The organism is Sorangium sp. So ce1153, from assembly GCF_051521595.1.
Taxonomy (GTDB): Bacteria; Myxococcota_A; Polyangia; order Polyangiales; family Polyangiaceae; genus Sorangium.
This window is the reverse complement of sequence record NZ_CP150361.1, coordinates 7,744,693-7,765,594: the sequence shown is the minus strand read 5'-3', so window position 1 is coordinate 7,765,594 and position 20,902 is coordinate 7,744,693. Positions and strand designations below refer to the sequence as shown.

Genomic DNA, 20,902 nt, shown 5'->3' with positions numbered 1-20,902 from the left:
CGTCCGTCTCTCGGGTTCACCTGGGGTTCACCTGTGGCAGGTCGAGCAGTGCACGAGCCGCCGCACGCCGCGCTCCTGCGCGATCTGCCGGCCGATCCGCTCCGCGTCGGGGCCGGCGTCCCAGTCCATGTCGGTGATCGCCGAGGGCGGGCGGAGGTGCCGCTCCGGCGCCCTGTGGCAGTCGAGGCACCAGCCCATCGTCATCGGAGACGCCTTGTGGACGTCGGGCATCTGGTCCACGCGGCCGTGGCAGGTGACGCAGCCGACGCCCTTGCTCACGTGGATCGCGTGGTTGAAGTAGACGAAGTCGGGGATGTCGGTGACGCGGCTCCAGGGGATCGGCGTGCCCGAGAAATAGCTGGTCCGGACGAGCTCGAGCTTGGGGCTCTGGTTCCAGATCTGGCTGTGGCACCCCATGCAGAGCGCCGTCGACGGCATCCCCGCGTTGCCCGCCCGCTCGACCGTGTAATGGCAGAACCGGCAGTCGATGGCGTCGTCCTGCACATGGTGCCTGTGGTCGAACTGCACCGGCTGCTGCACGGGCACGTTCTTCCCGGTGTTCCAGTCGGAGCGCACATAGATCATCGGCGCTGCCACGGCCGCCGCGCCGCCGAGGAAGACGGCGGCGATGGCGAGTCGAAAGGCGGTGTTGCTCCAGCGCGGAAAAACGGATGCCATGAGCTCGTGTGGCCAGCCTCGCCCACCCTGCGGCAACGCGGCCGTCTCCATCGATGCGGGGATCGGCGGCCTCGTTTCGCGATCTCGCCGCCTCTCGCGCGCCGGGGGTCGCGAGCTCGGGTGATCCCGGAGCGGCGCCGTCCGGCGTGCGCCTCTACTGCTCGCGCCCGACTGCGTGCGACCTGCGCGCTCGCGTGCCGGCGATCACGCGATCTTCGCCTGTTGGGGCGGAGATCTGCGATATCTTCCCCTCATGAGGCCATCGAGCTCGACCGTGTCGCCCCTGCTTGTCATCGCCCTTCCCGTGGCGGCCGGGATTGCCCTCGTGGCGTGTTCGCGGCAGGAATCGATATCGCCGGTGCCGGCGAGCGCGACCGGCGGGGGCCCCGCGGCCAGCAGCGGGGCGGGCGGCCGCGGCGCCGCGAGCGCGAGCGGCGGCGGCGGCGGGAGCGACGCCAGCGCGAGCAGCGGCGGCGGTGGCGGGAGCGACGCCAGCGCGAGCAGCGGTGACGGCGGCGGCGGCGGCAGCGGCGGCGCGCCCGCTGCGGGGTTGAGCTGCTCGCCGGCGAGCGACGACGAGGAGGAGGGCCCGCTCAAGCTCACCCCGGTCGTCTCAGGCCTCCAGTTCCCGCTGCTCGCGAAATCCGCGCCGGGCGACCCGGCGCGGCTCTTCATCGTGACGCAGCCAGGCCGGATCCTCGTCCTCGACGAGGGCGCCGCCGAGCCGACGACGTTCCTCGACATCCACGAGCTGGTCATGTTCACGGGCGGCAACGGCGAGCGCGGCCTCCTCGGGCTCGCCTTCCACCCGGATTACCAGGACAACGGCCGCTTCTTCGTCCACTACTCGGACAAGGTGACGGGCGGCGACACGCGCGTCGTCGAGTTCAAGCGGGGCGAGCGCCCGGACGTGGCCGATCCCACCCCGGTGGCCACGTACCTCGAGCAGGCGCAGCCGCAGCGCAACCATAACGGCGGCTCGCTCGAGTTCAGCCCGGTGGACGGCTTCCTCTATCTCGGGCTGGGCGACGGCGGGAGCGGCAACGATCAGGGCCCCGGCCACTCGGACATCGGCAATGGCCAGGATCTCACGACCCTGCTCGGGAAAGTCCTCCGCTTCGATGTCTCGACGCACCCCTACAGCATCCCGGAAGGCAACATGACGGGCGAGGGCGTCCGGCCCGAGATCTGGGACCATGGCCTGCGGAACCCCTACCGCTTCAGCTTCGACGCGTGCACGGGCGATCTCTACATCGCCGACGTGGGCCAGAAGCTGTGGGAGGAGATCGACATCGAGCCGGCGGGGCAGGGCCGGAAGAACTACGGCTGGCGCCTCATGGAGGGCGCGCACTGCTTCACGCCGGCCAAGGACTGCGATCCCCAGGGCCTCACCACGCTGCCCGCCGCCGAGTACGCCCATGCCGGGAGCGTCATCGAGGATTGCTCGGTCACCGGCGGCTACGTCTACCGGGGCAGCCGGATCCCGTGGCTCCGGGGGAGCTACTTCTACGGTGACTTCTGCAGCGGCAGGGTATGGACACTGAGGTACGAGGGCGGGGCGGCTTCCACGCCGGTCGACCGGACAGACGATCTCGGGTCGTTCGGGTTCAGCATCTCGAGCTTCGGGCAGGACGGCACCGGCGAGGTGTACGTCGTCGATTTCAGCGGGACCGTGTACCGCGTCGACCCGGAGTGAGCGCCGGCGGCCGCGGCGTGCGCGCCGCGGCGCGCACGCCGGCGCTCACATCGACCAGCGGAGCCCGGCGTAGCGCGGGCCGAGCACGAGCTCGGGTGAGCGCGCAGGCGCGGAGGCGGCGTTCTTCTCCGGCTGGACGGGCACCCGGCGGCCGCCGATGATGGCGAGCGGGATGCCGACGCCGGCGAAGACGAGCCCGCCGATGATGAGCGCGTACCCGGCCTCCGCGCCGCTGTCCTCCTCATCGAGGTAGTCGAGGGACTCGTCGTCGAGCGAGTCGTCGAACGAGCCTGCGTCGCAGTCGGAGCCCGAGCACGTCGACGCGAGCGCCAGGCCCCCGCCGAGGAGGGCGACGGCGCCGATGCTCGTCAGGACGATGCCCGTGACCATCATCCCCTTGCTGCGGCGCCGGGTCAGCGGCTGGGCCGGGGGCGCCGGCGCGCGTCCAGCGACCGGCGCGAGGGCGGCGCCGCCGGTCGTCGGCCGCGCGGCGGCAGCGCCGCTGGTCGGCTGCGCGGCGGCGCCGCTGGCCGGCTGCGCCGCGCCGCTGGTCGGCCGCGCCGCGCCGCTCGCCGGCGGCGGCGCGGCGGCGCGGACCGGCGCGCCCGCGGGCAGCGGCGGGACGGCCACCGTCTCCGTGACGCCCGCCCGGGCGAGGTCGACGGTCCTCGCGAACGGCGCCTTGCCCGCGGCGGAGGCCTCGATCGTGTGCTTCCCGGGATCGACGGGCACCGGCGTGCCCCACTGCGCGCGCCCGACGAGGGCGCCGTCGCGCTTCACCTGCAGGTCGGCCGGGGCGTCGGCCGGCGCCGTGATCGTCAGCCGGATGAGCTTCGGCTCCAGCGCCGTGGCGCGCTGCCGCGCGACCTTCTCCCGCTCCAGCTGGCCGGCGGCCTTCGCCGAGCCGGCCACCTCGAGGAACGTCGACCACGCGCTCGCCGTCCGGCCGAGCTGCTCGTAGCAGGCAGCGAGGTTGAACTGCGTGCCGATCCCCGGGTCGAGGCGCTGGCTCTCCTCGAGCTTGGGGCAGGCGTCGGCGTACTTGCCCTGGGCCATCAGCTGCCTGGCCGCGTCGAACAGCGCCTGCGCCGCCGCTGTGTCGGCCCTGGCGTCGCGGCCGCCGCCCACGAGGGCGGCAAGGAACATCGCGAGCGCCAGCAGGCGCCCGAGGTGCTGCATCGGCAGGCTCGTCATGGTGGTGTCCTCACTTGCGATCGTCGAACAGGTTGCCGTTGGCCGGCGCCGCGGGCGCCGCGGCAGGCGGCCGGGCGGCCCGGGGCGGCGGCGCGGGCGCGGCGCCCGCGGCCCGCGGCGCGGCGCTCGCCGGTCGCGCCGGCGCGGGCTTGCCGCTGGCGGGCGCTGCGGACGCGGCAGCGGAGGCGGCCGGCGCCACGCCGCCCGCCGCGCCGTCCGCCGGCGCGGGCGCCTCGACGGCGCCGGGCGTGACGGCCGGCGTGAGCGCCGCGGAGGCGGCCGGCAGCGTCGCGGCGCCCACGCCGGCGGACAGCGGCGGATCCGCCGAGGCGGCGGCGGACGGCTCGGTCGCGGCGTCGTCGACGCCGCGCGCGCGAGCGTTGAGGAAGGCGAAGACCGCGATCGCGGCGACCAGCGACAGGCCGATGCCCGCCAGCGCGACGGCGAGCCCCGTGGGCCGCTTCCGCCGCACGACCGTCCCGCTCCACGACGGCGAGGTGCCCACCAGGGTCGGGGCGGTCGTCCCGCTCCCCGACGCGAGCGCCGGCCGCGGGGGCCCCGAGCTCCGCGAGATCCCGCTGATCCGATCGATGGAGATCCGCGCCCGCCCGGCCGCGAAGGGCGCGAGCGCCTCGGCCAGCTCCCCGATGTCGCGGAAGCGCCGCTCGGGCGTCTTCTCCAGGCACCTCAGCACCACGGCCTCCAGCGCCGGGTGCACGTCGGCGCGGAACGCGGCGAGCGGGCGGGGGACGCCCTGCATGATCGCCACGCAGAGCTGCGGCATGGTCGCGCCGTCGAACGGCGGCTCGCCGGCGAGCAGCTCGAACAGGATGACGCCGAGCGACCAGATGTCGGTGCGCGCGTCGACGTCGCGCGAGGACTTCAGCTGCTCTGGCGACATGTAGAGCGGCGAGCCCATCACGGCCTTGGTGTCGGTGATCCGCGGGTCGGCGCCGCCGGTCGCCACCTTCGAGATCCCGAAGTCGAGCACCTTCACGCACGGGGAGCCGTCCGCGCGCCGCGTGAGGAACAGGTTCGCCGGCTTGAGGTCGCGGTGGACGATGCCCGCGGCGTGCGCCTCGGCGAGCGCCTCGCACGCCTGGAGCACGTACTCCACCGCGGCCTGCGCCGGCACCGGCCCGCCCGCGCGGAGCGCCTCGGCGAGGTCGCTGCCCGACAGGTATTCCATCACCATGTACGGCGTGCCCGACTCGAGCGTCCCGACGTCGGTCACGCGCGCCACGTGCTCGCTCTTCACCTTCACCGCGGCGCGCGCCTCGCGCACGAAGCGCTCCGCGAGCGTGCGCGAGTGCGCCGCCGCGGGCAGCAGCAGCTTGATCGCGACCCGCTCCTCGAGCTGGAGGTGCGTCGCCGCCACGACCACGCCCATCCCGCCGGCGCCGATCACCCGCTCGACGCGGTATTTCCCGGCGAGCACCTGCCCCTCTCGAACCAGCCCGTCGGCTTCGTCGTGTGTCGGCGCGGTGCTCGTCATGGCTCGGTCCCTTCGACGCCCCGGGTCGCCGATCGCGTGAACGCGCGAACTTCGAGGAAAACCCGGCGCAAAGCCAGCCCACGATAGCCGCCTGACGGACGGCGATCAATCGTGGGGCTGGGCTCCCGCGCGTGCGCCGAAGGGCGCGCGTGCGCCGGCGCACGCGCGCCGGCGCACGCGCGCCGCCGCCTCCCTGCGCGCGCCGTCCCGATCCTCGCCCGAGCTCCTTCCGTGCTGCTTTCGTGCTCCTTCCTTCCTCTCCCCCTCGCGCGGCGCCCGCCGCCTCCTCCGCGCCCGCCTCCCGCCGCCCCGGCGCTGCCCGGCCGCTCCGGACGCGGCCTGGGCGCTTCCCCCGGGCGTGGATCCGGGAGAAACTCGCGCGCGTCATGGAGCACGATCCCCCCGGCAGCGCGAGCGAGCGGCGCCAGCGGATCCTCGAGACGACGGAGCGGCTCCTGCGCCGGTATGGGCCCGCCAAGACCACCGTGGCCGACATCGCGCGCGAGGCCGAGATCGCGGTCGGCGCCGTGTACCTCGAGTTCGCCTCGAAGGACGCGATCGTCGAGGAGCTCTCCCAGGGCCAGCACCGCGCCGTCATGGCCGCCATGCGCGCCGCGGCGGCCGCGGACGGCCTGCCCTTCTGCGACCGGCTGCGCGCCGTGTTCGACGCCCGCGCGCGCGCCTTCCTGGAGCTCGCCGGCTCGGGCGCGCACGCGTGCGACCTCGTGCACTGCCAGAGCCGCGCCGTGAAGGCGGCCCACGCCCGCTTCCTCGACGAGGAGCGCGCGCTGCTCCGCGACCTCATCGCGCGCGGCGCCGGCGCGGGGGAGCTCGACGCGGCCGACCCCGAGCTCGCCGCGCGCGCGCTCCTCAGGGCCTACGCGAGCTTCTCTCCCCCGTGGCTGTTCCAGAGCTCCCGCGACGAGGTGGAGGCGATGCTGTCCGCGGTCCACCGGGTCGTCCTTTACGGCCTCGCCGCCCGCGGGCCAGCTCGCTGACCCTCGCCGGCCTATCCCCGCTTGCGCGGCCAGCTCGCCTGTGGCCGCGGCGGGGCTGCCCCGCGTCGGACATCCCCCTTCGCCGCCGGCGTTCGACCGGACCAGCGAGGCTTTGGCCGACCTGCGTTGAGCACCCACACGGCACGATCCAGCTCATCTCGCCTCGACACCAACGCGCTTGAGCCGCCGCCGGGGCGCTCGCCGACAGGCCTGCTCGCGCGCGGGACGGCTCCCGATGATCTCCGGCTCACGAGCGCCGGCGCGCCGGGATTCCCGATAATTTCTGTGACAGCGGCCGGTCGCTCGCCTACGATGCGGCTCTTGCCGGCGGTCAGTCGGCGCATCTTCAGAACGGAGCAGAGCTTTGCACGCGACTGTGGGCTATCGAAGCGAAGAGGTGTTGCAGACGACGAACGAGCGGTGGAGCATCGTACGTGCTGTGCGCGAGAGCGATGAGCGGCGCGTCCTGCTCAAAGCTCACCTCGACTCACCTCGTCACACGGCTGCTCCGGCCGCGGGCGCGCTCCTCAACGAATTCGAGATCACCCGCTCTCTCGGCGCCTCGCAGGTGCTGAGCCCCACGCTCATGGAGCTCTCCGGGGAGGCGCCGGTCCTCGTCTTCGAGGACCAGGACCTCGTGCCCCTCGACGGGCTCCTCGCGCGCTCTCCGCTCCCGATCGAGCAGTTCCTCCCGCGGGCCGCGAGCATGGCCGACGCGCTCGCCGAGGTGCACAGGAGCGGCGTCATTCACAAGCACATCCAGCCGCAGAGCTTCTTCGTCGACGCGGCGACTGGCGCGGTCCGGCTGACCCACTTCATGTTCTCGACGCGGCTCCGGAAGGAGCACCCCCAGGCGCAGAGCACGGTCGAGGAGGGCAGACTGCCTTACATGTCGCCCGAGCAGACGGGCCGGATGAACCGGTCCCTCGACTCGCGCACGGACCTCTACTCGCTCGGGGTCGTCTTCTACGCGATGGTCGCGGGGCGCCTGCCTTTCGACGCCTCCGGGCCGCTCGAGTGGATGCACTCCCACCTCGCCCGCCCCCCCGCGCCGCTCCCGGAGGACTCCGTGCCTCCGGCCGTGTCCGCCATCATCATGAAGCTCCTCGCGAAGGACGCCGAGGAGCGGTACCAGAGCGCAGAGGGCCTGTCGAAGGACCTGGAGCGGTGCGAGGGCGCGCTCCGCGAGACCGGGCGAATCGACCTGTTCCCGCTCGGCGAGCACGACGTCTCCGGCCAGTTCCGCATCCCGCACCGCCTCTACGGGCGCGAGGGGGAGGCGCAGTACTACCTGTCGATCTTCGAGCGCGTGCTCGGCGGCAGCCGCGAGGCGATCATGATCACGGGCTACTCCGGGATCGGCAAGACGTCGCTCGTGCACGAGATCTACAAGCCGCTCACCCGCGAGCACGGCTATTTCATCTCGGGCAAGTTCGACCGGCTGCACCGCGGGATCCCGTATTCCGCGGTGATCCAGGCGCTCCGGAGCCTGCTCCAGCAGGTCCTGGCGGAGAGCGCGGAGCGCGTCGAGGAGGCGCGGCGATCGCTGCAGAAGTGCCTCGGGAGGAACGCTTCGTTGCTCCTCGACGTGCTGCCCGAGGTCGGGATCGTCCTTGGCGCCGGGGACATCCCGCCCGCGCCCACGGAGCTCGGCCCGGCGGAGGCCCAGCACCGCCTCCTGCTCGCGTTCCGGGGGGTCCTCAAGGCGTTCTGCGGCAGCGAGCGGCCGCTCGTCCTCTTCCTCGACGACCTGCAGTGGGCCGACGCCGGCACGCTCTGGCTCCTCGAGGGGCTCCTCGGCGGCGAGGAGCTCGGGCCCTTCCTCCTCGTCGGGGCCTACCGCGACAACGAGGTGAACGAGAGCCACCCGCTGCTCATGACGCTGAGGTCCGTGCAGGCGAGCGCCGTGCGGGTGAACACGATCCAGCTCTTCCCGCTCGCTTTCCTGTCGCTGATCCGGCTCGTGGCCGACACCCTGCGGCAGGACCCGTACGCGGTGGAGCCGCTCGCGCGGCTGGTCATGCACAAGACGGAGGGGAACCCGTTCTTCGCGCGGCAGTTCCTCCAGGCGCTCGACGCCGACGGGCTCGTCTACTTCTCCCCGGACGAGCGCCGCTTCCGCTGGGACATCGAGAAGATCGAGGCGCGCGGGTTCACCGAGAACGTCGTCGAGCTGATGAGCGGGCGCGTGCGCACCCTCGCGGCCGCCACGGTCGACCTCCTGACGCTGGCCGCGTGCATCGGGAACACCTTCGATCTGGAGACGCTCGCGGTGATCGCCGGCCTCGACAGGGCGGAGGTCGCGCGCCGCCTCGAGCCGGCGATCCGCGACGAGTACATCCTCGGCAGCGGGGGCGATCTCGCGAGCGCGCCCGGCGAGGCGGCCGCCTCGAGCCGGTTCCGCTTCCTCCACGACCGCGTGCACCAGGCGGTCTACGGGCTCATCGACCAGCAGCAGCGCGAGGCGGTCCACCTCCGGATCGGCCGCCGGCTCCTCGAGGGCGCGGCGCCGGACGAGCGCGCCGAGCGCGTCTTCGAGATCGTCGAGCAGCTCGATCAGGGCCTCGCCCTCGTGCGCGACGGCGCGGAGCGGCTCGCGATCGCCGAGCTCAACCTGGAGGCCGCCGTCCGGGCGAAGCAGGCGACCGCCTACGCGGCCGCCCGGCGCTACCTCGAGGCGGGCCGCCGCCTGCTCCCGGACGGCGCCTTCGCGTCGCACTACGCGCTCGCCTTCCCCTTGCTCCGGCAGCTGGCCGAGGTGGAGTACCTGCTCGGCGCCATGGACGCCGCCGAGTCGCTCGTCACCGAGGCGCTCGGCTACGCGCGGACGCCGGTCGAGAAGGCCGATCTCCTGAAGCTCCGGATGGTGCAGTACACGATGCGCGGGCGCTTCACCGACACGGTGGAGGCCGGGCGCGAGGCGCTCGCGCTGATCGGCGTCGCGCTGCCTTCCCGCGCGGGCGAGGCGGAGCTCGCGGCGCTCGTCGACGCCGAGGCCGCGCGGGTGAAGGAGCTGCTCGCCGGCCGGCCGCCCGCGTCCCTGATCGACGCGGAGGAGATCGCCGACGAGGGCCAGCGGCTCGCCGTCGGCGTGCTCAACGAGCTGATGGCGCCGCTCTACATGCTCAAGCTCGAGAAGCTGAACTTCTTCGCTTGCTGCAGCATCGTGCGGATCTCGCTCGAGCACGGGCTCACCCCCGAGGCGTCCTACGGCTTCGCCATGTACGGCGGCCTGATCGGCCATTTTCACGGCGACTACCACCAGGGCTACGCGTTCGGGCGGCTGGCCGCCGATATCGGCCTCCGGTTCCGCATGCAGGGCGATTTCTGCCGCGCCTGTTACATCCTCGGCAACAACATCCAGTCGTGGGTGCGGCCGCTCTCGGAGACGGACGCGCTGTTCCGGGACGGCTACCGCGCCGGCCTCGACGCGGGCGACCTGCAGTTCGCTGGCTACTTCCTCATCTACCTGCTCCTCAACCCGCTCTTCCGCGGCGCCAGCGCGCGCGGGCTGCTCGACGAGCTGCCCGACTCGCTCCGCTTCGCGAAGCGGACCCGGCACACGGTCGCCACGAACAGCATCCTCGGCCTCTTGCTCGCGCTCCGGGACCTCACCGGCGACGACGCCGCGGCGGCCGAGGAGGCGCTGACGGAGGAGCAGTTCCTCAAGGAGTGCGAGGCGCACCAGACGCGCTACGCGCTCTGTCACTACCAGATCCTGAAGACGATGTGCCTCACCCTGCACGGCCGACCGGCGGAAGCGCTGCGGGTCGCCGACGAGGCGGAGGAGAACCTCGGCTTCCTCGCCGGGAAGTTCCAGACCGCGGCGCTCAGGTTCTACCGCGCGCTCGCGATCGCGGCGGTCCTGCCCGCGGCGGAGGAGGGGGAGCGGGCGCGGCTGCGGGCCGATCTCGACGCGTGCCGCGAGCGGCTGCGCGGCTGGACGGCGAGCTGCCCGGCGAACTTCTCGCACAAGCACCGGCTCGTCGAGGCCGAGGCGGCGCGCCTCGACGGGCGCCTCGACGACGCGGCCAGGTCCTACGAGGAGGCGATCGCGCTCGCGCGCCAGCACGACTTCCCGAACATCGAGGCCATCGCGTGCGAGCTCGCCGGCCGCTTCTGGATGTCGCGCGACAGGACCCGCGTCGCGCTCGACTTCCTCGCGGACGCGCTCCAGGCCTACAGCCGCTGGGGCGTCGACCGCAAGATCGCGCGCCTGACCGAGGAGTTCCCGCTGATCCGGCCGGGGCGCGCCACGGCCGCGCCGGGGGGCGTGCGGGCGGACGCCTTCGACGTCGAGACGCTGCTCAAGGCGGCGCGCGTCCTCTCCCAGGAGCTCGTCGTCGAGCGGCTGCTCGGCAGCATGGTGCAGGTGCTCGTCGAGAACGCCGGCGCCGAGCGGGGGACCTTGCTCCTCGTCCGCGGCGACGGGCTCGTGCTCGTCGCCCAGGGCGTGGCGCACCCGCCCGAGTCGAGGGTGCTGCCCTCGATCCCGCTCGAGGACGAGAGCGACGAGGTCTGCGCCTCCGTCGTGCGGCTCGCCGTGCGCACGCGCGAGAGCGTGATCTACGCGGACGCGTCCCGCGATCCTGCCCTGCGCGACGACCCCTACGTGAGCTCCCGCAAGGTGCGGTCGATGCTCTGCACGCCGCTCCTGCTCAAGGGGCGGGTGCTCGGCGCGGTCTACCTGGAGAACAACCTCCTCGAGGGGCTGTTCGGGCCCGAGCGGCTCGAGATCCTCCACCTGCTCGCCGCGCAGGCGGCCGTCTCGTTCAACAACGCGCTCGTCTACGAGGACCTCGAGCGCATGGTCGAGGAGCGCACGCGCGAGCTCACGAGCACGCAGCAGAAGCTCGTCGACGCCGCGCGCAAGGCGGGGATGGCCGAGGTCGCGGACAGCGCCATGCACAACGTGGGCAACGCGCTGAACAGCGTCATGGTCCTGCGGATGCAGCTCTCGGAGCGGATCGCCGGCTCGCGCGTCCCGCGGCTCGCCCAGGTGGCGCAGCTCCTCCGGGAGAACCAGGGCGACCTCGCCGCGTTCCTCGCCGAGGACCCGCGCGGCCAGCGGCTGATCGAGTACATCGAGGAGCTCGCCCGGCACCTCGCGTCCGAGCAGGAGAGCTCGGCCTCCGAGCTCGCGGAGCTCGGCGAGTGCGTGAGCCGCATCCGCGACATCGTGTCCGATCAGCTCCGCAACGCCGGGATGAAGATCATCGTCGAGCCGGTCACCGTCTCGTCGGTGGTCGAGGACGCCCTGCGCGTCGGGCTGAACCGCGCCGAGCGCGCGCACCACGGCATCGAGGTGCTCTGCGAGCTCTCGGACGAGGCGCGGGTCGAGACCGACCGGCACCGGCTGCTCCAGATCGTCACGAACCTCATCACCAACGCGCGGCGCGCCGTGTGCCACGCGGTGGGCCCGGACCGCCGCGTCGTCGTCCGGTGCGCGCCGCTCGCGGGCGGCGGGTGCTCGGTCGAGGTCGAGGACACCGGCGTGGGCATCGCGTCCGAGCACCTGGCGCGGCTGTTCCAGCAGGGGTTCACCACCTGGCCCGAGGGCACGGGGCTCGGCCTGCACGCGAGCGTGCTGGAGGCCCGCCTGCTCGGCGCGGCGCTCCGCGCGGAGAGCGAGGGCCCGGGCCGGGGCGCGAAGTTCACGCTGGACCTCCCGGCCACGGCGCCCCGGAGCGGGAGGATCCATGCGGATGCCGTCAGCTGAAGAGGATCCGGCCCAGGCGAGCAGCGATCTGCCGTGCGCGGCAGCCCCGGCCCGCTCAGATCGAGGCACCGGCGCTGGCCGAGGTTGGACATGAACAAAGCGAGCGCGCTCTCCCGGACGAGGATCCTCGTCGTCGACGACAACGCCTCGATCCATAATGATTTCCAGAGGATCCTGAAGGCGGCTCCCTCCAGGTCCTCGCTCGAGGAGCACGAGGCCGAGCTCTTCGGCGACCTCGACGCGCCGAGGACCCTCCCGGCGGTCGAGCTCGACGTCGAGCTCACGCTGGCGCACCAGGGGGAGGAGGGGGTCGAGCTCGTGCGGCAGGCGCGGGCGGTCGGGGAGCCCTACGCCGTGGCCTTCGTGGACTTCCGGATGCCCCCCGGGATCGACGGGGTGGAGACGATCCAGCGGATATTCCGCGAGGATCCGGACATCCAGGCCGTGTTCTGCACGGCGTACACCGACCTTTCCTGGAAGGAGATCGCGAACCGGCTCTCGCAGGTGGACCGGTACCTGATCCTGAAGAAGCCGTTCGAGCCGATGGAGGTGCGCCAGATGGCGGCGGCGCTGAGCGCGAAGTGGCGGCACGAGCGGGAGCGCGCGAGGGCGCACGCCGCGCTGCTCGAGCGCGAGGCGCACCTCCGGGCGCTCGTCGACGCGCTGCCGCAGGGGATCGTGCGGGTCGACCGGCGCGGGCGGTGCCTGGAGTACCGGCCGCCGCAGGGGAGCGGCGCCGGCGCCGTCCCTTCCTCGCTCGAGGAGCTCGTGCCGGCGGGCGACGCGGCGCGGGTGCTCGATCTTGTGCGGCGCGCGATCGATCAGGCGGCGAGCCAGCGGATGGAGCTCTCCGTGGACGGCGCCGAGGGGCGCCGGCACGTCGACGTGCGCATCACGGCCCTGGGCGGCGACCGTGCCGAGGCGATCGTCTCGCTGTCGGACGTCACCGAGCTCAGGCAGCGCCAGGAGGAGGAGAGCCTGCTGCGCGAGCGGGAGATCGCGCTCACGGCGCAGGTCGAGGCGCTCGGCGCGCTGTCGACGCCGATCGTGCCGATCTCGCGGCGCGTGGTCGTGGTCCCGCTGGTCGGGGACTTCGACGCGCGCCGCGGCGAGAGCATGCGGTCGGCGCTGCTGGCGGGAATCGTCGCGCGGGGCACCCGCACGGCGATCATCGACGTCACGGGCGTGCCCAGGATGGATGAGCAGATGGCCACGGAGCTCGAGCGGACGGCGGGCGCGGTCCAGCTGCTCGGCGCCGAGCCGGTGCTGACCGGCCTCGGCCCGGAGGCGGCGCAGCAGCTCGTCGCGCTCGGCATCTCGCTGGCGGGCCTCAGGACGTTTCTCACGCTGCAGGAGGGCGTGGCGTTCGCCCTCCGCGGCCGCAGGTCCTAGAGTACCGAGCAGCTTGAAACGCGCGGGAATGAAGAGGTTTGAACCACAGAGGCACAGAGGACACAGAGGAACAACAAAAAAGCTCTGTGCCTCTGTGCCCTCTGTGCCTCTGTGGTTCATTTTCTCTGGGTTTCAACCTGTTCGGTGTCTAGCGCGGGATCCTGTCGGGGGTCTCCGTGCACGCGCGCTCACTGCCCAGAGAGCCGGAGAAGAGAAAACCGCCAAGAGCGCCAAGAACGCCAAGAGAGAAGATAGAATTTATTATCTCTCTCTGTCTTCTCTTGGCGTACTTGGCGTCTTGGCGGTTTGTATTCTTCTCTTCTGATCACCACATCAGAAGATGCGACGCATCACTGCATCACAGGTCGAGCCCCTCTCCCGGCCAGCCGCACGGCGTGGGGCTGGCACGAGGCGTCGCGGCGCCCGGGAGCGCCGCGCAGCTCAGCTGCAGACGCCTTCCACGCACGCGCTGCCGCCCGGACAATCGCAGTCCACCTCGCAGGAGATGGCCGGCTCGGGCGGGGGCTCGCAGTAACCGGCCTCGCACGACTCGCCCTCGGCGCAATCGCACGACGCCGCGCACGGCGTCTTGCAGGCCCCCTCCACGCACTCGTTGCCGCTCGGGCAGTCACAGTCCGCATCGCACGCGGCCGACTCCCCCCCGCTGTCACCGCCGTTGCCGTCCGGGCGCCCGACGCTGGGCCCGTCAGGCGCGTCAGGCGCGTCAGGCGCGTCAGGCGCGTCAGGCGCGTCAGGCGCGTCAGGCGCGTCAGGCGCATCAGGCGCGTCAGGCGCGTCAGGCGCGTCATGCGAGTCATCCCAGAAACACTCCTCGTCGTCGTCCCAATCGCAGTCACGGTCGGTCTCGATGTAGCAACCGACCGTCGTCGAGAAGAGGCACAAAGAAAGGCCGAGGGCCCACTCGGAGGCCGTGCGCATATTCATGTTCATCGCTCCTGATCCGGGAGATGGACTCATGACAGCGGCGCCGCCCAGCAACGCGGCGCCCTCTGCCCACCCGATGCTGCGTGCCCGCCGCCCCGCGCCCCGTTCAACCGCTCGCGCGTCTCGCACGATTCCGACGCCCGCCCCTCCGCCACCTACCGTTCCCCCGGCGGTCCCCCCGCCGTCCCCCCCGGCCCGGGGTGGGGTCGACCCCCGCCTGTCGGTCTCGTCCGATTTCGCCCCCCGAGGTTGAACGATCCCGACCCGCCCGGGCACGAAATGGACGCGCGGCCATGAACGACCTCCTCCATGCCGGGCACGGAGCAGGGTGGCTCACGTCCTCCCTGGTCCTCCGGCGCCGGTCGACGGCAAACGGGCAGCGCCACGGAGCGCTTTCGGATGTAATCATGACGACCCACGAATGGATCGAGACGGGACAGAGCAGGCCCCGGGCTTTCCGCAGGGACAGCCGGCGGGCGCCGCTCCTCACCGGCGCGCCGAGGAGAGGAAGGGGCCGATGAGGACCATCGCGCTCCTCATGCCGTTCCTCTTCACCCGCGGCGCGGAGCGCACGCAGGACGCGGAGGAGGCCCTCGTCGAGCGGCTGCGGCAAGGCGACCCCGCGGCGATCGGCGAGGCCTACGACAAGCACTACGAGGCGGTGCGCGCGTTCGCCCGGCGCCTCACCGGCGACGACGCGTCCGCCGAGGATCTGACGCACGACGTCTTCGTCAGCCTGCCGCAGGCCGCGCAGCGGTTCCGCGGCGGCTCGTCGCTGAAGACGTTCCTCATCGGCATCGCGGTCAACCACGCCCGCCACCACCTCCGCTCCGCGGCGCGCCGCCGCTCGGCCATGGAGCGGCTCGCCCTGGAGCCGGACGAAGAGAAACCGACGAACCCCGAGCGGGAGGTCGGCCGCGCCGCCCTCGCCAGGGCCCTGAACCGCGCCCTCGACGAGCTGCCGGACGCGCAGCGCGCGACGTTCGTGCTGTGCGAGGTCGAGGAGCGCAGCGCGCGCGAGGTGTCCGAGATCCTGGGCGTGCCCGAGGCGACCGTGCGCACGCGGCTTTTCCACGCCAAACAGAAGCTCCGGACGCTGCTGGAAGAGAGGACCCCATGAAGGACGACGTGCTCCGCGACGCCGCCCGCGCGCTGCGCGACGAGGCCGACGCCTCGCGCGGCCGTCGCGACGAGACGCGCGCCCGCGTGATGAGGAGCCTGAAGGCGCAGCGCGCCCGCCGGCTCACGACCGTCCGCCTGGTGGTCCCGCTGGCCGCCGTCCTCGTCGGCTCTGCCGCGTGGGCCTCCGCCGCGCGCTGGTTCCCGGACGCGTGGAACGACATCGCATCCCAGCTCGGCCTCACCGCGGCAGATCCGCCGGACGCGCCGCCCGGGCCGCCGCCCTCCCGCGCGCGGCTCGCGCCACGGCGCGCGGCCGAGGCGGACGCGCCCGCGCCGCCGGAGGCTGAGCCCAGCGTCGCGGAGCTCGCGCCGCCCGCGCCGCCGCCGCTCGCGTCCGGCGTCGCGCCGCTCACGGCGCCCGCGCTGCCCACCGCGCCCTCCGAGAGCGCGCCGGCGCCGCGGCGCACGCCGACCGTGGCGGTCGCGCCGGCGCCGCAGGCCGCGCGCGGGGCCGCCTCGGCGAGCGCGGCGAGCCCCTCGCCCGCCGCCCGCCCGCAGGCGAACGATCCGCAGGCCGCCCAGCGCCCGCCCGCCGGTCCCGACACCGACGCGCTCTACCAGACGGCGCACCGCGCGCACTTCGTCGAGCGCAACCCGTCCGCCGCGCTCGGCGCCTGGGACGCCTACCTCGCCGCCGCGCCTCGCGGCCGCTTCGCCGTGGAGGCGCAGTACAACCGCGCCCTCTGCCTGGTGCGCCTCGGCCGCACGGACGAGGCGCGCCGCGCGCTCGAGCCGTTCGCGCAGGGCGCCCACGGCGGCTACCGGCAGACCGAGTCGCGCTCGCTGCTCGAGGCGATGAGCAGCGCGGAGCGGTGAGCGACGGCGCGTGAACGAACGCGCCGCGAGCGGGCACTCCACGGTCGATGAACACACACGATACCGCTCCTGTCTCCGCTCCTCCGAGCGGTCCGCCGCGCTCCGTCCGGAAGCCCTCCGCGCGCGGCGCAGGCCTCCGCGCGCGCGCCCTGGTGCTGCGCGCCCTCGCCGCCGCGAGCGTCGTCGCGGCGGTCTCCGCGCCCTTCGCGAGCGCGCTCGCCGCCGCGCCGAGCGCCGCCGGGATCGACCTCGTCGTCGACGGCGCCTCGTGGACGCTCGATCCCGAAGCCGTGCGCGCGGCGGTCGGGCGCGAGCTCGGCGGCCCCGTCACGCTCTCGCCCTCGGCGACCGCCGGCCGCCCCACGCTCGTCCTCCGCGGCGAGCCTGACGGCCGCGTCACGCTGACGTACAGCTCCACGGACGGCCGCCACATCGGCCGCACGATCGACGTCCCCGAGGATCCCGACCGCGCCGCCGAGGCGATCTCCCTGCTCGCGGGCAACCTCGTCCGCGACGAGGCGGCGGAGCTCGCCGCGGCGCTGGGCAAGCGCCCGCCCGAGGATCCCGCCGCGAGCCCCACGCCGCCCGCCGCGGGCGAGCCGAAGCCGCCCGGCCAGGCCGCGGGCTCCGCGTGGTCTGCGCGCTCCGCGAGGGCTGCGCGCTCCGCGAGCGCTGCGCGCTCCGCGAAGGCCGCGCCCCCCGAGCCTCCTCCGTGCGCGCTCCCCGGCGCGACGACCGTCCGCTTCGGCGCCGACGTCGTCCCCTTCGTCGGCTCCTCGAGCTTCACCGGCACGAACGTCGTCCGCCGTTACTCGCTGAACCTCGTCGGCGGCTACACGGCGGGCGTCACGGGCTTGGAGCTCGGCGCCGGCGTCAACATCTCCTCGTCGTTCATGTGCGGCGCGCAGCTCTCCGGCGGCGCCAACCTCGCGCTCGGCCCGGCGCGCGGCGCGCAGCTCACCGCTGGGCTCAACCTCGCCATGTCGCTCCGCGGCGCGCAGGTAGGCCCGATCAACGTCGTCACGGGCCCTGTCGACGGCGTGCAGGGCGGCGTGCTGAACGTCGCTGGCCCTGTCGACGGCGTGCAGGGCGGCGCGGTGAACGTCGCGGCCGGCTCCGTGGCCGGGGCGCAGCTCGGCCTCGTCAACGTCGCCGTGGGCGAGTCGACGGACGTGCAGGTCAGCCTGCTCAACGCGGCCGTGAGCAAGTCGACCGACGCGCAGATCAGCCTGGCCAACGTCGCCGCCGGCGAGTCGACGGGCACGCAGATCGGCCTCGTGAACGTGGCCACCGGCAAGGTGAGGGGCGCGCAGATCGGCCTCGTCAACTACGCCGACGAGTCGCCCCTCTCGCTCGGGCTCCTCAACATCGTCCGCAATGGCCGCCTCGACGTGGACGTCTGGGCCCTCGAGTCCGGCATCGTGATGGCCGGCCTCAAGCACGGGAGCGAGCACTTCCACAACATCTACGGGGTCGGCGTCCGCCTCCTCGGCGACCGCCCCCTCGTGACGTACGCGCTCGGCCTGGGCGGCCGCATCACCTTCGGCGAGCGCGCCTTCCTCGACCTCGACGCGCTCGGGTACTCGCTCCACGACCCCTCGTCTTCATTCGAGCCAGGGGCCGTGCTGGCGCAGGCGCGCGCGCTCCTCGGCCTCCGCCTCGCCCCGGAGTTCGCGATCTTCGGGGGGCCCAGCTACAACGTCGCCTTCGGCGACACCCCCGAGGACGCGAGGCTGAGCCCGTACGGCAGCATCCCGCTCCGCCTCGGCGACTCGGACGCCCAGCGCGCCTGGCCCGGCGTCGTGCTCGGCGTCGAGGTGCTCTGACCCGAGCGTCTGGCCCGAGGTGCTCTGACCCGAGCGTCTGGCCCGAGGTGCTCTGACCGGCTCGCCGTGCTCATCGGCAGCGGGTTGACGGGCGCGTGAACGAATTTACTTTCCGTTCATCGGTTCATGGAGCTCGCCCGAGCGGTCGCTCGAGGCGGTCTACGTGAGCGTCCCATCCGCGCGCCGCGCGCCGCCCTGACCGGCGGAGGCGCGGCGCACCTCATCGACAACCCGTCCACCGATTCCGGCAGGGATGGCGCGAGCCGACCGCTGCCACAGGAGTCTGTATGAGCCAGCTTCGAAGCGGCGCCAGCGCGCCTCGCTCTCCGTTTCCCCTGCTCCCTCTCCGCACGGGCGTGCTCTTCCCCGGCACCGTGCTCACCCTCCCGGTGGGCCGCGCCCGCTCGGTGGCGCTGCTCAACGCGGTGCACGCCGGCGACGTGATCGGCGTCATCGCCCAGCGCGATCCCAAGCGCGAGGATCCTCAGCGCGAGGATCTCCACGACATCGGCACGTTCGCGCGGGTCGTCGACGTCACGCGCGTCTCGAACGGCTTCCGCCTGGTGATCGAGGGGCTCGATCGCTTCGCGCTCACCGGCCTCGTCGACACCGAGCCCTACTGGCGGGCCGAGGGCGCCGTCGCGCCCGAGTTCCTCGGCGACGGCGAGGAGGCGCGCCTGCTCGCCGCCTCGCTGCGCGACCGCGCCCGCGAGATCGGCCCGCGGACCTCGACCAACCTCGCCGAGATCGCCGCCGCGAGCCGGGCCGAGCCGGGCCTCTTCGCCGACCAGATCGCCGGCGCGCTCGGCCTCCCGACCGAGAAGGAGATGGAGGTGCTCGCCGAGCTCCGCGTCGTGCCGCGGCTCCAGAAGGTCGCGAGCCTGCTCGCGGAGGCGGCCACCCTCGCGGACCTCAAGAAGAAGATCGACAGCGACGTGCGGCGCGAGCTCGGCAAGGGGCAGCGCGAGGCGATCCTCCGCGAGCAGCTCCGGGCCATCCAGAAGGAGCTCGCGGGCGGCGAGCAGGGCGAGGACGAGCTGTCGATCCTGCGCCGCCGGCTCGACGAGGCCGGGCTCCCCGAGGAGGCGCGCGCCGTCGCCGATCGGGAGCTCCGCCGGCTCGAGGCGATCGGGCCGCAGAGCGCGGAGCACAACGTGATCCGCACCTACCTCGAGTGGATCGCCGACCTGCCGTGGAGCGCGCGGGCGACCGTGAAGGACGACCTCGACGCGGTCCAGGCGAAGCTCGACGAGGACCACCGCGGCCTCGACGACGTGAAGCGCCGCATCCTCGAGCACATGGCCGTGCTCAAGCTGACGGGGCAGTCGCGCGCGACGATCCTCTGCCTGGCGGGCCCGCCCGGCGTGGGCAAGACCTCGCTGGGCCAGTCGATCGCCGACGCCACCGGCCGCCCGTTCGTGCGCATCTCGCTCGGCGGCGTGCACGACGAGGCGGAGCTGCGCGGCCACCGGCGGACGTACGTCGGCGCGCTGCCCGGCCGGATCGTGCACGCGCTGAAGAAGGCGAAGGTGAAGAACCCGGTCGTGCTCCTCGACGAGGTCGACAAGCTCGGCGCCGGCTGGCGCGGCTCGCCCGAGGCGGCGCTCCTGGAGGTGCTCGATCCCGAGCAGAACCGGACGTTCGTCGACCACTACATGGAGCTCCCGTTCGATCTGTCGGAGGTCGTCTTCCTCTGCACGGTGAACGATCTCGGCGCGCTCTCCGCGCCGCTCCGGGACCGGCTCGAGATCATCGAGCTGTCCGGCTACACGCCGGACGAGAAGACCGCGATCGCGCGGTCGCACCTCGTCCCGAAGCAGCTCAAGGAGCACGCGATCGAGCCGTCGTCGCTGACGATCACGGACGAGGCGCTCGCGGCCATCGTGCGCGACTACACGCGCGAGGCCGGCGTGCGGCAGCTCGGCCGCGAGATCAAGAAGCTGTGCCGGGCGATCGCGCTGGAGGTCGCGCGCGCCGCGGACGGCAAGGCCCCGCGCGTGGTGGTCGAGGCGCACGATCTCGGGAAGTACCTTGGCAAGGTCCGGTTCTTCAGCGACGTGGCGGAGCGGACGAGCGTGCCTGGCGTCGCGACCGGGCTCGCCTGGACGCCGGTGGGCGGGGACATCCTGTTCATCGAGACCTCGCGGATGCCGGGGAAGGGCAGGGTGGAGATCACGGGCCAGCTCGGCGACGTCATGAAGGAGTCGGCGAGGGCGGCGCTCTCGTATGTGCGCAGCCACGCTGGCGAGCTCGGCGTCGACACGGCGAAGCTCGAGACGGAGGACCTGCACATCCACGTCCCCGCGGGCGGCGTGCCCAAGGACGGGCCGTCGGCGGGCGTGACGATGTTCACGGCGCTCACGTCGCTGCTCTCCGGGAGGCGCGTGCGGTCGGACACGGCGATGACGGGCGAGTGCACGCTGCGCGGGCGGGTGCTGCCGGTCGGCGGGATCAAGTCCAAGGTGCTCGCGGCGCACCGCGCCGGGATCACGCGGATCGTCCTGCCGCAGAAGAACGCGCGCGACGCCGAGGAGATCCCGAAGGAGGTGCGGGCCGAGCTGGAGCTCATCTTCGTCGAGGACATGAGCCAGGTCATCGCGGCGGCGCTGGAGGAGGCGCCGATCGAGGCGGTGGCTCCGGCGGCGGGCTCGGCGGCGAACGTGACGGCGGGCGAGCCGGCGGCTGCCGCGTAGCCGCGTAGGGTAGGGGAGGGGAGGGGGCCGAGCCGCGCGCGGCTGTGCCGAGCCGCACGCGCCGGCGGGGGGCTGTGCGCGGCGGCGCGCGGGTGGGCGCTCGGCCATCCGCCAAGACCGGGGCCGGGGAGCTTGCGCCGAGAACACCGCCCGGCATGTCTCACTTCGGGCCACGCCTCCTGAGACGTCCCGTCGCGCGCCACACAAGGCGCGCCTGAGACGTAAAGCCCCCTGAGAGCTCATGGTACCTCGTTCGGTGCTGGTCGCG

12 protein-coding genes are annotated in these 20,902 nt (G+C 73.3%); 8 read left to right on the top strand and 4 right to left on the bottom strand.

The annotated features are described in order from the left end of the window. Window positions 1-27: 27 nt before the first annotated feature. Window positions 28-678 (bottom strand): cytochrome c3 family protein, encoded by a 651-nt coding sequence (locus WME85_RS27965; RefSeq protein WP_437825452.1) that lies wholly within the window; start codon window positions 676-678, stop codon window positions 28-30. A 274-nt stretch (window positions 679-952) separates the two neighbouring features. Between WME85_RS27965 and WME85_RS27960 the strand changes: the two genes are divergently transcribed. Beyond that, window positions 953-2,374, top strand: coding sequence for a PQQ-dependent sugar dehydrogenase (locus WME85_RS27960; protein ID WP_437825450.1), 1,422 nt, complete (start codon window positions 953-955; stop codon window positions 2,372-2,374). A 45-nt stretch (window positions 2,375-2,419) separates the two neighbouring features. Here WME85_RS27960 and WME85_RS27955 read toward each other — a convergent pair whose 3' ends face one another. Continuing rightward, window positions 2,420-3,568 (bottom strand): hypothetical protein, encoded by a 1,149-nt coding sequence (locus WME85_RS27955; RefSeq protein WP_437825448.1) that lies wholly within the window; start codon window positions 3,566-3,568, stop codon window positions 2,420-2,422. 10 nt (window positions 3,569-3,578) lie between these two features. Further along, window positions 3,579-5,063: a serine/threonine-protein kinase gene (locus WME85_RS27950; RefSeq protein WP_437825447.1), complete on the bottom strand. Its 1,485-nt coding sequence runs from the start codon at window positions 5,061-5,063 to the stop codon at window positions 3,579-3,581. Between the two features lie 386 nt (window positions 5,064-5,449). On the opposite strand from WME85_RS27950, the gene WME85_RS27945 reads away from it, so the two are divergent. From WME85_RS27945 to WME85_RS27935, 3 genes are all read left to right on the top strand, one after another. Continuing rightward, window positions 5,450-6,061, top strand: a complete 612-nt coding sequence (locus tag WME85_RS27945) for a TetR/AcrR family transcriptional regulator (protein WP_437825446.1) — start codon at window positions 5,450-5,452, stop codon at window positions 6,059-6,061. Window positions 6,062-6,500: 439 nt separating this feature from the next. After that, window positions 6,501-11,780: a trifunctional serine/threonine-protein kinase/ATP-binding protein/sensor histidine kinase gene (locus WME85_RS27940; protein ID WP_437825444.1), complete on the top strand. Its 5,280-nt coding sequence runs from the start codon at window positions 6,501-6,503 to the stop codon at window positions 11,778-11,780. Between the two features lie 90 nt (window positions 11,781-11,870). Then, entirely contained in the window at window positions 11,871-13,172 is a 1,302-nt protein-coding gene (locus WME85_RS27935; RefSeq protein ID WP_437825443.1) for a response regulator, read from the top strand. A gap of 441 nt (window positions 13,173-13,613) precedes the next feature. On the opposite strand, the gene WME85_RS27930 is transcribed toward WME85_RS27935, so the two are convergent. Then, complete coding sequence (locus WME85_RS27930; protein WP_437825442.1) at window positions 13,614-14,117, bottom strand: hypothetical protein; 504 nt, start codon at window positions 14,115-14,117, stop codon at window positions 13,614-13,616. Window positions 14,118-14,634: 517 nt separating this feature from the next. Between WME85_RS27930 and WME85_RS27925 the strand changes: the two genes are divergently transcribed. From WME85_RS27925 to lon, 4 genes are all read left to right on the top strand, one after another. Continuing rightward, window positions 14,635-15,237, top strand: a complete 603-nt coding sequence (locus WME85_RS27925) for an RNA polymerase sigma factor (RefSeq protein WP_437302078.1) — start codon at window positions 14,635-14,637, stop codon at window positions 15,235-15,237. After that, window positions 15,234-16,115: a tetratricopeptide repeat protein gene (locus WME85_RS27920; RefSeq protein ID WP_437825441.1), complete on the top strand. Its 882-nt coding sequence runs from the start codon at window positions 15,234-15,236 to the stop codon at window positions 16,113-16,115. The genes WME85_RS27925 and WME85_RS27920 overlap by 4 nt, the downstream gene beginning before the upstream one ends. A 47-nt stretch (window positions 16,116-16,162) precedes the next feature. Beyond that, the gene (locus WME85_RS27915) at window positions 16,163-17,941 is read left to right on the top strand and encodes an LA_2272 family surface repeat-containing protein (protein WP_437825439.1); all 1,779 of its coding nucleotides are present in this window, start codon (window positions 16,163-16,165) and stop codon (window positions 17,939-17,941) included. Window positions 17,942-18,228: 287 nt separating this feature from the next. Further along, entirely contained in the window at window positions 18,229-20,634 is a 2,406-nt protein-coding gene (lon, locus tag WME85_RS27910; protein WP_437825436.1) for an endopeptidase La, read from the top strand. The last annotated feature ends 268 nt before the right edge of the window (window positions 20,635-20,902 follow it).

What these genes read in the sequence shown, in the direction of transcription:
- WME85_RS27945 (WP_437825446.1), top strand. Translation starts at nt 5,450, where the DNA reads ATGGAGCACGATCCCCCCGGCAGCGCGAGCGAGCGGCGCCAGCGGATC.
- WME85_RS27920 (WP_437825441.1), top strand. Translation starts at nt 15,234, where the DNA reads ATGAAGGACGACGTGCTCCGCGACGCCGCCCGCGCGCTGCGCGACGAG.
- WME85_RS27955 (WP_437825448.1), bottom strand. Translation starts at nt 3,568, where the DNA reads ATGACGAGCCTGCCGATGCAGCACCTCGGGCGCCTGCTGGCGCTCGCG.
- WME85_RS27935 (WP_437825443.1), top strand. Translation starts at nt 11,871, where the DNA reads ATGAACAAAGCGAGCGCGCTCTCCCGGACGAGGATCCTCGTCGTCGAC.
- WME85_RS27930 (WP_437825442.1), bottom strand. Translation starts at nt 14,117, where the DNA reads ATGAATATGCGCACGGCCTCCGAGTGGGCCCTCGGCCTTTCTTTGTGC.
- WME85_RS27915 (WP_437825439.1), top strand. Translation starts at nt 16,163, where the DNA reads ATGAACACACACGATACCGCTCCTGTCTCCGCTCCTCCGAGCGGTCCG.
- WME85_RS27965 (WP_437825452.1), bottom strand. Translation starts at nt 678, where the DNA reads ATGGCATCCGTTTTTCCGCGCTGGAGCAACACCGCCTTTCGACTCGCC.
- lon (WP_437825436.1), top strand. Translation starts at nt 18,229, where the DNA reads ATGAGCCAGCTTCGAAGCGGCGCCAGCGCGCCTCGCTCTCCGTTTCCC.
- WME85_RS27950 (WP_437825447.1), bottom strand. Translation starts at nt 5,063, where the DNA reads ATGACGAGCACCGCGCCGACACACGACGAAGCCGACGGGCTGGTTCGA.
- WME85_RS27925 (WP_437302078.1), top strand. Translation starts at nt 14,635, where the DNA reads ATGAGGACCATCGCGCTCCTCATGCCGTTCCTCTTCACCCGCGGCGCG.